This window comes from Staphylococcus sp. GDY8P47P (genome assembly GCF_016892225.1).
Lineage (GTDB): Bacteria > Bacillota > Bacilli > Staphylococcales > Staphylococcaceae > Staphylococcus > Staphylococcus borealis.
On sequence record NZ_JAFENV010000011.1, the window covers coordinates 92,545 to 105,687 of the forward strand.

Sequence of the window (13,143 nt, forward strand, 5' to 3'; positions counted from 1 at the left end):
ACTTGTCACATAAAAACATTATCGTTATCGGCGGTGGATTAGGCGGTATATCAGCTGCGATTCGTCTTGCACAAAGTGGTTTTAATGTCACACTTTACGAGCAAAATGATCACATCGGTGGTAAAGTCAATCGACTTGAAGCAGACGGATTTGGTTTTGACTTGGGTCCATCTATTTTAACGATGCCATGGATATTTGAAAGATTATTCAGCTATAGTAAGAAACAAATGAAAGATTACGTTACGATTGAACGCTTACCTTTACAATGGCGTAGTTTCTTTACAAATGGCAAAGTTATAGATTTATATGAAGATTTAGAACAAATGGGCCTTAACAACAGTCAACTCACGAATGAGGATATCAAACAATTGTACCAATTTATGGATTATGCAGCGCATATTCATCGTTTCACTGAAGAAGGTTATTTCGCACTTGGGCTTGATACGGTTTCGGAAATTATCAAATATCAAGGTCCATTGCGTTCAGTCAAAGGTGTGGATTACTTCTCAACAATGCAACAAGCCATCAATCGTTACGTCGAAAAGCCAGAGTTAAGAGATATGCTAGGTTATTTCATTAAGTATGTTGGTTCGTCATCTTATGACGCACCAGCCGTGTTAACAATGTTAATCCATATGCAATATGAACAAGGGTTATGGTATGTCAAAGGTGGCATTCACCACCTTGCACGTGCATTAGAGCGATTAGCTGTTGAAGAAGGTGTGACAATTCATACTGGCAAAGATGTACGTAGTATAGATACGTATTTTAATCATGTCACAGGCGTTAGATTAGATGATGGTTCACATGTAAGTGCTGATTACATCGTTTCTAATAGAGAAGTCATACCAACTTATCGTGACTTACTACACTTTTCAAATAAGCAATTAGCGCAATTAGAGAAGGTTTATGAGCCCGCAGCGTCCGGATATGTTATGCATTTAGGTGTAGACAAAACCTATCCTCAATTGGCCCATCATAATTTCCTTTTCTCTAATGATTCAAAGCGTAATTATCGAGAAGTGTTCCATGACAAAGTCTTACCACAAGACCCAACCATTTATTTAGTAAACTCGAATAAATCCGATCCGGCGCAAGCGCCAAAAGGGTATGAAAATTTAAAAGTGTTACCACATATTCCGTACATTCAAGAGCAACCATTCACTGAAGAACAATATAATGAATTTCGAGCACGTGTCTTGGATAAATTAGAGCGTATGGGGCTTACAGATTTACGCCAGCATATTGTATATGAAGATATTTGGACACCGCATGATATTGAACAAACCTATCACTCGAATAAAGGTGCCATTTATGGGGTAGTGGCAGATAAGAAGAAAAATAAAGGATTTAAGTTTCCTAAACAAAGTCAATACTTTGATAATTTATTCTTTGTCGGAGGATCCGTTAATCCTGGTGGTGGAATGCCAATGGTGACGTTAAGTGGTCAACAAGTCGCGGATAAAATTAATGCACTTGAACGTGCGCTTACGAATGATTCAAAGGATTAGAGGTAATACAAGTATGACAAAATTAGCGTCACTGCTTCATGGAAGTATAGGTTTATCGTTAGTCAGTGGTTATTTAATGTATAATCGCCGGCATCTATTGTCATTTGATAAGACACATATAGGAGACTTTAGACAAAGCATAAGTGTGGTCATTCCAGCGCGTAATGAAGCAAAAAGATTGCCAAAGTTATTACATAGTTTGTCACAACAGTCACTACAAGTTGAATGTATCGTCATGGATGATGATTCAAATGATAGCACTGCTGAAATTGCGCGAAAAATGGGCGCAAACGTGTATAATGTGACATATGATAGCCATGAGCCTACATGGGTTGGTAAGTCATATGCATGTTATCAAGGTGTTGACCACACAACATCAGACATCATTGTTTTTATGGATGCAGATGTAACATTACAAAATGATGATGCATTAGAAGCAATGATTCAGACCTATGCACAACAACATTATCGTGGTTTACTAAGTATTCAACCGTATCACAGTGTGCGGAAACCGTATGAACACTTATCGGCAGTGTTTAATCTAATGACAATTGTAGGTACAAATACATTTTCAACTTTAGCTAAAGCAAAGGGTGATGCATTGGCATTTGGCCCGGTAACCGTCATGAACAAAGCGGATTATATTAAGACACAAGGTCATAAAAATGCTGCGTCACAAATCATTGAAGGATTTGCTTTAGGCAAAGCGTTTCAACGTTGCCAGTTGCCAGTGACTCAATTTGAAGGTCAGGGTTACGTTAATTTTAGAATGTACGAATCAGGCGTTCAAACGCTCGTAGAAGGATGGACGAAGCACTTAGCGGTAGGTGCATCGTCAACACAACCGCATATTATGATGTTAATCATGTTATGGATGATAGGTAGTATCACTTCATTCAGTGCATTCATACTCAGTTTATTTAAACAAGGATTGTCATTTAGACGAGCGCTACTATCTTATGGCTTGTATACACTACAATTCAGCCGTTTACATCGTAGAGTAGGTAATTTTTCGATTTTAGTCTTGATTTGTCATCCGATATTATTTTTAGTGTTTATTTTAATTTTTATCAATTCATTTCGTCACATCCATTACACAAAACAGGTAAAATGGAAAGGACGACGATTTAATATTAAATAATATTTAGCAGGGGGTTCTCCATGAGCACATTAGAAGAAAATTATCAATATTGTCATCAAATTATGAAAGATTACTCTAAGAGTTTCTCATATGCTTTTGATATGTTACCTGAGCAACAGCGACGCGCAATATGGGCAATTTATGCTGTTTGCAGAATCGTTGATGATAGTATCGATGTACATCAAGACGTGGATTATTTACATAAGATTCATCGTGATGTTGAATCTATTGAACATCAAACAATAACGACATTTGAAAGTGATGCACGCATTATGACGGCTTTTGCTGATGCAGCGACACATTTCCAAATGAATTACCAAGCCCTCTATGACTTAATTGACACCGTAGAAGCCGATCAACACTTCGAGATGTTTGAAACAGATCGTGGTCTACTCGATTATTGTTATGGGGTAGCAGGAACAGTTGGCGTATTACTGATTCCTATTTTGGCAACACCACCGTCAGACGAAGCTTATGCGTATGGTAAGCAATTAGGTGAGGCGCTTCAACTAACGAATATACTACGTGATGTTGGTGAAGATTATCGAAACGGGCGTATTTACTTTAGTAAAGCACGCTTAAATGAGTTTAATGTTTCAATTGCAGATGAAATGGAACGCGATCAACCCTCTGACAATTACATCAAAATTTGGGAATTCTATGCAACACTAGCGGATAATAACTACGATATGGTATTGAATCATCTCGATGTTTATAATGAAGAATCTCGTATGATTATTGAGTTAGCAGCTCAAGTCTATCGCGGTATACTAACTGAGGTACGTAAATCATCATATTCATTGAAAGAACGCGCATATGTTTCTAAATGGAAAAAACATAAAATCTACCGCAACTTAAAGAAAAAATATAAAGATTAGGTGAGATGTATGAACATAGCAGTAGTAGGTGCTGGTGTTACCGGCTTAGCAGCTGCCGCACGATTGGCCGCGCAAGGTCATCAAGTAACCATTTTTGAAAAGAATGAACAAGTCGGTGGCCGTATGAGTCAATTTAAGAAGGATGGTTTTATCTTCGATATGGGACCGACCATAGTGATGGTTCCAGATGTTTATAAAGCAGTATTTGAAGAATGTGGCAAACGTTTTGAAGATTATGTCGATATGAAACCACTCACACATATTTTTGATATCTATTTCTCAGATAAAGATAAAGTAAGTGTATCGACGGATTTGGCACAACTAAGCCAGACGCTAGAAGATATAGAGCCAGGCTCAACGCAAGGGTTTATGCAGTTTTTAACGGATATATATAAACGTTATGAAGTAGCGCGTAAATATTTCCTTGAGCGCACGTTCCGTAAGCCAAGCGAATTTTATAATCCGTTAACGTTATATCGTGGACTTAAACTGAAGACGTTTAACAATGCGAATCAATTAATAGATAATTATGTATCTAATGAAAAAATACGCAAGCTACTTGCATTTCAGACATTATATATCGGTATTGATCCGAAACAAGGTCCATCAATTTACTCTATTATTCCGATGATTGAGATGGTTCATGGCGTCCATTATATCAAAGGTGGCATGTATGGCTTAGCCCAAGGCTTATTACAGCTTGGTCATGACTATGGTGTCAATGTTGAACTCAATGCAGACGTGCAAGAGATCATCATTGATCCTAAATTTAAGCGTGCAGATGGCTTACGCGTTAATGGTGATATTCGACGTTTCGATAAAGTACTATGTACAGCTGACTTCCCATATGTGGCACAACATCTCATGCCTCAGCACGCGCCATTAAAGCGCTATTCTCCTGAAAAGGTGGAGAACATGGATTATTCATGTTCAGCATTTTTAATTTATGCAGGTATTAATCGTCAATTACGTGATAAATTGCATGTCCATAACGTGGTATTTGCTAAAGATTTTAGAGGTAATATTGATGATATCTTCAGTGGAAAGATGCCAGAGGATCCATCATTATACCTTTACTTCCCATCTGTGGAAGATGAAGCATTAGCACCTGAGGGTCAGACAGGCATGTACGTATTGATGCCAGTCCCAGAATTAAAAACAGGCCAAATTGACTGGCATGACCCTACAATAGTCGAGAAGGCGAAAGACGTCATCTATAACAAACTTGAAACGATTGAAGCACTTAAAGATGTCCGTCAAGATATCGTATCTGAAACGGTTTTTACACCACTTGATTTTGAGCAACGCTACAATGCTAAGTTCGGTTCAGCATTTGGACTCATGCCAACGCTGACACAAAGTAATTACTACAGACCAGCCAATGTTTCAAGAGACTACAAAGACTTATACTTTGCAGGTGCAAGTACACATCCGGGTGCTGGTGTACCAATCGTTCTAACGAGTGCTAAAATTACGGCAGAAGCAATGCTTGAAGATATTAATCATGGTGTATAATCTCCATAAATTAAATGAATCAGAAAATTATAAATATTGACAATCATTATTGAACTGATACAATGAATATTAATTCAATAGACTTATCCAGAGAAGTGAAGGGATTTGGCCCGATGAAACTTCAGCAACAGACTTAAAAGATAAAAGTACTGTGCTAATTCCAAAGAGGTATACCTCAAAGATAAGTGTCATAGTTATAACTAAGCTATATGTCACTCTCTTTTGAGCGTGATATATAGCTTTTTAATTTTGTAAGGGGGTAAATCATGACAATTTCAAATAAGCTAGCGCATATTCCAGATAGTTACTTTGGTAAGACAATGGGACGTAAAGTTGAACATGGTCCATTGCCGTTAATCAATATGGCAGTGGGTATACCGGATGGTGAAACGCCTAAAGGTATTGTTGATCATTTTGCAGAAGCAGTTCGAATTCCAGAGAATCAAAAGTATGGTGCCTTTCATGGTAAAGCATCATTTAAAGAAGCGATTGTTAATTTTTATCAACGCCAATACGGTGTCACGTTAGATAAAGAAGACGAGGTGTGCATACTTTATGGTACAAAGAACGGTTTAGTGGCATTACCGACATGTATTGTTAATCCTGGAGAGAATGTGTTGTTGCCAGATCCTGGTTATACAGATTATCTCGCTGGTGTCTTGCTTGCTGATGCCAATCCAGTACCACTTAATTTGGACCCACCAGATTACTTGCCAGATTGGCGCAAAGTAGATGCACAAACATTAGCGAATACGTCATTAGTTTATTTAACTTACCCAAATAATCCTACAGGTTCAACGGCCACTAAAGCGGTATTTGATGAAGCAATTCAAAAATTTAAAGGTACGCAAACAAAGATTGTTCATGACTTTGCATATAGTGCTTTTGGTTTCGATGCTAAGAACCCGAGTATACTCGCTTCTAAAGATGCAAAGGAAGTAGCCATTGAAATTTTTTCATTGTCAAAAGGGTATAACATGTCAGGTTTCAGAGTAGGCTTTGCGGTAGGGAATAAAGACATGATACAAGCACTAAAGAAATATCAGACACATACGAATGCGGGTATGTTTGGTGCCCTTCAAGATGCAGCAGCGTATGCGTTGAATCATTATGATGCCTTTTTGGATCAACAAAATGACACATTTAAACGACGTCGTGATGCTTTTGAGAAACGATTAAAGGAAGCAAATTTACCATTTGTGCATTCTAAGGGTGGTATCTATTCATGGCTTCAAACGCCACCGGGTTACGATAGTGAATCGTTCGAACAATATTTATTAAAAGAGCAGTCCATCCTAGTAGCACCAGGTATTCCATTTGGAGAAAATGGGCGTCATTATGTGCGCATTTCTTTGGCACTGGAGGATGATGTATTGACTGAAGCGGCGAATCGACTCGCATCGTTATCTAATTTGTATAACGTATAACACTAAGACGAACATGAGAAAGGATGATAAATAATGACTAGAATAAAAATGATGAGTGTACGTGATGAAGATATTCCTTATATTGAAGAATGGGCAGAACAGCATAAGGTTGAAATAGAATTAAACAAAGAGATATTGACGGAAGATAATGTGGATAGTGTTCAAGGATTTGATGGGTTATCTTTATCTCAACAACATCCAATATCTGAAGACGTATTTGCGAAACTTCAACGTTTCGGGATTAAACATATTGCGCAACGTAGTGCTGGGTTTGATACGTATGATTTAAATTTAGCTACACAATACGGCATCATTATATCTAATGTTCCATCTTATTCACCAAGTTCCATTGCAGAGTTTGCCGTGACACAAGCAATTAATATTGTTAGAAATCAAAATGACATTCAACGTAAACTTCAAGCATATGATTTTAGATGGGAACCTTCAATCTTGTCACGTTCAATCAGTGATTTAACTGTTGCAGTTATCGGAACTGGACGTATTGGTTCCATTGCAGCAAGAATCTTTGCCAAAGGGTATGGTAGTCGTGTTGTTGCCTATGATCCATTTCCAAATGAGCAAGTTGCACAGTATGTTACGTATAAAGAAACATTAGAAGACGCATTGCAGGATGCTGATATTGTCACAGTTCATATTCCAGCAACAAAATATAATCCGCATCTTTTTAATGAAGCATTATTTTCTAAATTTAAAAAAGGCGCTGTATTTGTCAACGCGGCTAGGGGATCAATTGTAGATACACGAGCATTGCTAGATGCCATTGATTGCGGACACATTAAAGGTGCTGCGTTAGATACATATGAGCATGAACGTGGATTATTCCCTGGAGATTATCGTGATAAAGTAATTAATGACGATTTATTAGATGAATTAATTGCTAGAGAAGATATCTGGTTAACACCGCATATCGCGTTTTATACTGATGCGGCAGTTAAGAACTTGATTGTGGATGCACTCGATGCAGTCCTTGACGTGTTGAATACAGGGACGACGCAATTAAGAGTGAATTAAAAAAGGAGTTAGACGTGGCACACTGAATGTTTTGTAACCCCAGCTTGATTAGCTTGTAGCATTTCATTCAGAAATACGTTTTGCAGGGGTTTGCCACGCCTAACTTCTTCTATTTCACTTTTCGAATTCGCCTAAATCCTAAGCGCTTTTGTCCGGACCTTATTGACGGCCTACCAAAAGCAGGATTTTTGTCGAAAAACTCAAAGCTCGACAAAACTTGAGAAGCAGTTTTGCTCACTTTTCGAATTCGCCTAAATCCTAAGCGCTTTTGTTCGGACCTTATTTTACATCGTAGCCTTGATCTTCAATGGCTTCTTTCATTTGTTCAACTGATACTCTGTCTTCGTCATAATCGACGCGAACTTGATGTTTGTCTAAGTCTACTTCAGCTGAAGTAACACCATTTAATTTAGCTAGTGCTGATTCCACTGCGTTTCTGCAGTGGTCGCAACTCATACCTTCAACATTCATTACTTTATTAATCATAATGATCACCTCCGACGTTCTTAATAGTATATACCCATATTTTACTCCTTTTTAATAAACAAAGAAATAAAATAGAAATGCTTCAAAATTATAGTTTCATTCGTCTTAGTCGTAAAGCGTTACTTACAACACTAACTGAACTTAAGGCCATTGCAGCGCCAGCTATCCATGGTGCAAGTAATCCCATTGCTGCAATAGGGATGCCTGCAATGTTATATCCAAATGCCCAGAATAAATTTTGTTTAATGTTGCGAATGGTCTTATGACTCGCGTGGATGGCTTTAGGTACTAACTGAATATCGCCTCCTAGAATGGTGATATCTGCAGCTTCTATCGCTACTTCAGTGCCCGTTCCCATTGCAATACCAATATCTGCTTTAACCAGTGCAGGGGCATCATTGATACCGTCACCTACCATAGCAACGTTATGCTGCTGCTCTTGTAACTGCGTGATATGTTGTGCCTTATCTTGTGGTAGAACTTCGGCAATGACTTGGTCAATACCAACTTCATTGGCAATTGCACGTGCAGTTCGTTCATTATCACCAGTTAGCATAACCGTTTTAATATGCATAGCTGATAGTTGTTGGATGGCGTTTTTGGCGGAAGGTTTAACTGTATCTGCAACAGCAATCATGCCCTTAAGTTTACCACCATATGCAATTAACATTACGGTCTGACCATCAGCTTCCATATGTGTCATCTTCTGTTTCATCGTATCTATGTTGATGTGATGTGCGAGCATCAATTTTTTGTTGCCGACAAGTAACTGAGTCCCATCGATCATCGCTTGTATACCGTGGCCTGGTAATGTTTGATAGTCAGTGACGTCTACCAATTGCACACGTTGTTGTTCAGCATAGTTAACAATTGCAGTAGCTAAAGGGTGTTCAGAGTTCTTTTCAGCGGAGGCCACTAAAGATAGTGTATCTTCATCCCCATCTAAATAAGTAACTTCTGGTTTACCATGAGTCAATGTGCCTGTTTTATCGAACACAACCGTATCAACTTGATGTGTGCGTTCGACATACTCGCCACCTTTGAATAAAATACCATTTTCAGCAGCGCGACCTGTACCAACCATGATAGACGTTGGTGTCGCCAATCCAAGCGCGCATGGACAAGCAATAACTAAAACTGATATCGCAGCAACGAGTGCATCCTCAAATTGACCAGGATGAACGATGGTAATCCAAATGAGGAAAGTTAATAATGCGATAGCAATTACAATTGGCACGAAATAGCCAGATATGATATCAGCTAAACGTTGAATAGGTGCTTTAGAACTTTGAGCTTCTTCAACGACTTTAATAATGTTAGAAAGGGCAGTATCCTTTCCAACTTTAGTGGCTTTAATTGTAATTACACCATTTGTATTTATCGTTGAACCGATTACTGCATCATCAACCTGCTTATCAACGGGCATGGATTCACCAGTCAACATTGACTCATCTATAGCGGTTTCACCTTTGATGATTTGACCATCAACCGGTATCTTTTCACCTGGTTTAATTAACAAGATATCATTCACATTAACTTGATTCAGAGGTACCATTTGTTCGATGCCATTGTCATCAATGAGGCGTGCCTCTTTTGCCTGTAAATTCAGTAATTCACTTAATGCATGTGTTGTTTGCGATTTAGCGCGTGCCTCTAAGTATTTTCCGAAAAGAATTAACGTGATCAGCACAGCACTTGTCTCAAAATATAGGTGAGGCATATGTGTCGAACCGGCTAACCATTTGATCATTTCATAAATACTGTAAAAGTAAGCAGCGCTAGTGCCTAATGCGACAAGCACATCCATGTTAGCGCCACCGTTGCGCAAGTTCTTATAAGCGCCAACATAGAATTGCCAACCAATGATGAATTGGATAGGTGTTGCAAGTATAAATTGGAACCAAGGATTCATTAAGATATCTGGTAAATGCATATTAAAGAGATGAACGAACATTGTCATGAGTAACGGTAATGCCAGAATCGCTGAGATGATTAATTTGTTTCGCTTATGTTTCAATGCGCGTTGTTTGCGTGTAGCTTGATCTTCTTCAGTTTGTTTAGGTTGTGCATCATAACCTAGCTTTCTAATACGTTCTATTAAAGTATCTAAATCGGTTTGACCGGGATAGTAAGCTACCGTGGCTTGCTCAGTCGTTAAATTGACAGATGCTTGTTTGACACCTGTAGTTTTATTTAATACTTTTTCAATACGATTTGAACAAGCAGCACAGGTCATACCACTTATATCTAATTCAGCTTTATCTATGACTACATCATAGCCAAGCTTTTGAACGGTCGAAACGAAGTCATTGATTTCATAGTCATTTGAATCATATTCGATTGTCGCCTTTTCAGTCGTTAAATTAACCTGTGCGTTAACATTATCCATTTTGTTTAATCGCTTTTCGATACGGTTAGAACAGGCGGCACAAGTCATACCGGTAATATTCAATGTAGTATGTTGTTTATTGCTCATTAGGACACCTCCATTACAATTCATACATAATATACCCCCTTAGGGTATTCAAGTCAATGCTTCTGTTCTGCTTTTGAATAAAAAAGTGCCCTCCAAAGTGTTCATTTTTCAATGTCTACTTTGAAGGACACATATCAAGTCTATATCTTAGACTACAAGTGTATATGAGCAGTCGTGGACTGAATTCAACATGCACTTGAATGTCTTCTTATTGCCAAAATATCATTCTATTGTGTCGATGATATCGTTATTTTAGAAAAAATCAGATGGTTTAAAATGGTCTAAATTTAAATCTTTATAGTTATTAAAATCAAAATTGGATATATTTTGAACTAATTCGCCATTTTTAGCTTGATTGTAATAATAGTTCGCTTCGTTCATTACATCATGATCTTGGAAGGTCTTTACAATACCAAGTATGATTAGTAATGCAATAATACCTTTAAATAAACCTCGCATAGCGTCGCACTCCTTTATCTGTATGTTCTCGTTAGTGGCTTAAGTTATATCTTTAATAGAAGTTTAATTTAATTATATAAGGTTTCGTACTAAAATGCATGAGACCAAGGAACTGACTTCTCATCATTCTAAAGTTGTAATGAAATGGGACGTTGATAAACAGATAATCACTTTGTTTCAAATGCGACATTAGTGGGAACGGTTAAGTAAATGGATAAGGAGTGGTAACGAATGAATTTATTAGAATTTCATAAGCAAATTAAAGGCTATACTCAAGATCATCAACCAGGTACTGAGAAAGATATGAATCCTAGACCAATTTCAGAGCTAGATGACTATAAAGCAGCAGGTAAACTGCAAGGTAAAGTTGCATTAATTACTGGTGGTGACTCAGGTATTGGTCGTTCTGTTGCGATATTATTTGCTAAAGAAGGCGCGGATGTAGCAATTGGTTATTACGATGAGCATGAAGATGCTGAGGAAACCGTTCAACGTTTGAAAGACATCGGTGTTAAAGCTAAAGCGTATGCACATGATTTAAAAGATGCACAGCAATCTAAAGATTTAGTGCAACAAGTGGTTCAAGACTTTGGCGGATTAAATATTCTAGTAAATAACGGTGCTGTTCAATATCCACAAGACCATTTTATGGACATAACGCCGGAACAATTTAAAGAGACATTCGAAACTAATATATTTGGTATGTTCTTCTTATCACAAGCGGCCGTTCCATATTTAAGAGATGACGATACGATTATAAACACAACAAGTGTAACAGCATATCGTGGTTCAGGTCATTTAATTGATTACGCTTCAACTAAAGGCGCGATTGTTTCATTTACACGATCATTAGCTACAACACTAATGGAGAAAAATATACGCGTCAATGGTGTAGCGCCAGGACCGATTTATACACCATTAATTCCAGCTACCTTTGATGAAGACAAAGTGGAAAATCAAGGTGGCAATACGCCAATGGGGAGACGTGGACAACCTGCAGAACTTGCGCCAGCCTATGTGTTCCTTGCAACAAATGCAGATAGCTCATATATCACAGGCCAAATTATTCATGTTAATGGTGGCGACTATATTACAACGTAAATGGAAGTTTTATCATATTTAATGTCTAGGATGTCATGGTTATGGTCTGGGACATATATAATCTAATAATGCTATTTTGGAAATTCGCCATGGCTGACTGAACTGAAAAGACACTTAAGCCATGCATTTCACAGTTCTAGCTGGGCCCCAGCAAAGAGAATGTCACCAAGAAATACTACAAGCAAAGCAAGCTGGGAGTGGGGCCCCAGCAAAGAGAATGTCATTTAAGAAATACTACAAGCAAAGCAAGCTGGGAGTGGGGCCCCAGCAAAGAGAATGTCATTAAGAAATACTACAAGCAAAGCAAGCTGGGGTTGGCGACGTTTTTAAAAAGAATGTTGTCTCACTCCCGGCTTTTTGGTTGTTAGACATAAAGTCTGCATTTCTTTAATGGAAAGGGAATTTCAGTGCAAAAGCATCTTGATTCGTTTAAACTTTATGATAATAATTGAAAGAAGGTGAGTGAGTACGATGACAGAGAAAGATAAAATGTTAGCACATCAATGGTATGATGCGAATTTTGATAATGATTTAGAAGCAGAACGTATACGAGCTAAAGATTTATGTTATGACTTTAATCACACACGCCCAAGTGATGATAGCAAACGACAAGCAATCTTAACTGAATTATTTGGTGCCCAATTAGAGCATATTACAATTAATAGTCCCTTCGATACAGATTATGGGTGGAATGTTAAATTAGGTAAGAACATCTTTGTTAATAGTAATTGTTACTTCATGGATGGAGGTGGCATCACGATTGGTAATGATGTATTTATAGGTCCGTCTTGTGGTTTCTATACTGCCCATCATCCATTAACGCCTAAAGAACGTAATGCAGGTTTAGAGTTGGCCCAGCCTATCACAATTGGGAATAACATTTGGTTTGGTGGCAATGTTGTAGTTACACCTGGTGTAACGATTGGTGATGGCTCAGTTATTGCAGCAGGAAGTGTAGTGACAAAAGATGTACCACCGAATAGCCTAGTTGCGGGCATGCCTGCTAAAGTAATAAGAGAAATTGATGAAAGAGATGCCCCTAAATAGTCATGGCATCAATCAGGTATAGATAACCTTTGAGTCGTCCAGTGGCTCAAAGGTTTTTCTATCTAAAAAA

General features: G+C 38.0%; 11 protein-coding genes and 1 riboswitch. Of the genes, 8 read left to right on the top strand and 3 right to left on the bottom strand.

The annotated features are described in order from the left end of the window. Nucleotides 1-2 precede the first annotated feature (2 nt). The 6 genes from JVV30_RS03515 (at nt 3) to JVV30_RS03540 (ending at nt 7,504) form a co-directional block, all read left to right on the top strand. The gene (locus JVV30_RS03515; RefSeq protein ID WP_070854762.1) at nt 3-1,511 is read left to right on the top strand and encodes a phytoene desaturase family protein; all 1,509 of its coding nucleotides are present in this window, start codon (nt 3-5) and stop codon (nt 1,509-1,511) included. Nucleotides 1,512-1,524: 13 nt separating this feature from the next. Next, on the top strand, nt 1,525-2,652 hold the full coding sequence (locus JVV30_RS03520; protein ID WP_204193406.1) for a glycosyltransferase family 2 protein: 1,128 nt from the start codon (nt 1,525-1,527) through the stop codon (nt 2,650-2,652). A gap of 20 nt (nt 2,653-2,672) precedes the next feature. Beyond that, entirely contained in the window at nt 2,673-3,530 is an 858-nt protein-coding gene (locus tag JVV30_RS03525; protein WP_053028862.1) for a phytoene/squalene synthase family protein, read from the top strand. Nucleotides 3,531-3,539: 9 nt separating this feature from the next. Continuing rightward, nucleotides 3,540-5,045, top strand: a complete 1,506-nt coding sequence (locus tag JVV30_RS03530) for a phytoene desaturase family protein (RefSeq protein ID WP_204193409.1) — start codon at nt 3,540-3,542, stop codon at nt 5,043-5,045. Nucleotides 5,046-5,125: 80 nt separating this feature from the next. Beyond that, a riboswitch (SAM riboswitch) is annotated at nt 5,126-5,233 on the top strand. 78 nt (nt 5,234-5,311) lie between these two features. Beyond that, nucleotides 5,312-6,472 (top strand): aminotransferase class I/II-fold pyridoxal phosphate-dependent enzyme, encoded by a 1,161-nt coding sequence (locus JVV30_RS03535; protein WP_070854759.1) that lies wholly within the window; start codon nt 5,312-5,314, stop codon nt 6,470-6,472. A gap of 33 nt (nt 6,473-6,505) precedes the next feature. Beyond that, complete coding sequence (locus tag JVV30_RS03540) at nt 6,506-7,504, top strand: D-lactate dehydrogenase (protein WP_070854758.1); 999 nt, start codon at nt 6,506-6,508, stop codon at nt 7,502-7,504. Between the two features lie 279 nt (nt 7,505-7,783). Here the strand turns inward: JVV30_RS03540 and copZ are convergent, their stop codons facing one another. From copZ to JVV30_RS03555, 3 genes are all read right to left on the bottom strand, one after another. Further along, a complete protein-coding gene (gene copZ / locus JVV30_RS03545) occupies nt 7,784-7,990 on the bottom strand; it encodes a copper chaperone CopZ (RefSeq protein ID WP_053028858.1) in 207 nt (68 codons plus the stop codon). Nucleotides 7,991-8,078: 88 nt separating this feature from the next. Further along, the gene (locus JVV30_RS03550; RefSeq protein ID WP_070854773.1) at nt 8,079-10,466 is read right to left on the bottom strand and encodes a heavy metal translocating P-type ATPase; all 2,388 of its coding nucleotides are present in this window, start codon (nt 10,464-10,466) and stop codon (nt 8,079-8,081) included. Between the two features lie 252 nt (nt 10,467-10,718). After that, nucleotides 10,719-10,925, bottom strand: a complete 207-nt coding sequence (locus JVV30_RS03555; protein ID WP_053028857.1) for a hypothetical protein — start codon at nt 10,923-10,925, stop codon at nt 10,719-10,721. A gap of 231 nt (nt 10,926-11,156) precedes the next feature. Here JVV30_RS03555 and JVV30_RS03560 point away from each other — a divergent pair, with 231 nt between their 5' ends. Together JVV30_RS03560 and JVV30_RS03565 are read left to right on the top strand one after the other, a co-directional pair. Next, the gene (locus JVV30_RS03560) at nt 11,157-12,026 is read left to right on the top strand and encodes an SDR family oxidoreductase (RefSeq protein ID WP_070854757.1); all 870 of its coding nucleotides are present in this window, start codon (nt 11,157-11,159) and stop codon (nt 12,024-12,026) included. A gap of 471 nt (nt 12,027-12,497) precedes the next feature. Further along, on the top strand, nt 12,498-13,073 hold the full coding sequence (locus JVV30_RS03565; RefSeq protein ID WP_070854756.1) for a sugar O-acetyltransferase: 576 nt from the start codon (nt 12,498-12,500) through the stop codon (nt 13,071-13,073). Nucleotides 13,074-13,143 lie beyond the last annotated feature (70 nt).

Excerpts from the sequence above, each read along its gene's own strand:
- JVV30_RS03520 (WP_204193406.1), top strand. The coding sequence starts at position 1,525 with ATGACAAAATTAGCGTCACTGCTTCATGGAAGTATAGGTTTATCGTTA.
- JVV30_RS03525 (WP_053028862.1), top strand. The coding sequence starts at position 2,673 with ATGAGCACATTAGAAGAAAATTATCAATATTGTCATCAAATTATGAAA.
- JVV30_RS03530 (WP_204193409.1), top strand. The coding sequence starts at position 3,540 with ATGAACATAGCAGTAGTAGGTGCTGGTGTTACCGGCTTAGCAGCTGCC.
- JVV30_RS03535 (WP_070854759.1), top strand. The coding sequence starts at position 5,312 with ATGACAATTTCAAATAAGCTAGCGCATATTCCAGATAGTTACTTTGGT.
- JVV30_RS03540 (WP_070854758.1), top strand. The coding sequence starts at position 6,506 with ATGACTAGAATAAAAATGATGAGTGTACGTGATGAAGATATTCCTTAT.
- copZ (WP_053028858.1), bottom strand. The coding sequence starts at position 7,990 with ATGATTAATAAAGTAATGAATGTTGAAGGTATGAGTTGCGACCACTGC.
- JVV30_RS03550 (WP_070854773.1), bottom strand. The coding sequence starts at position 10,466 with ATGAGCAATAAACAACATACTACATTGAATATTACCGGTATGACTTGT.
- JVV30_RS03555 (WP_053028857.1), bottom strand. The coding sequence starts at position 10,925 with ATGCGAGGTTTATTTAAAGGTATTATTGCATTACTAATCATACTTGGT.
- JVV30_RS03560 (WP_070854757.1), top strand. The coding sequence starts at position 11,157 with ATGAATTTATTAGAATTTCATAAGCAAATTAAAGGCTATACTCAAGAT.
- JVV30_RS03565 (WP_070854756.1), top strand. The coding sequence starts at position 12,498 with ATGACAGAGAAAGATAAAATGTTAGCACATCAATGGTATGATGCGAAT.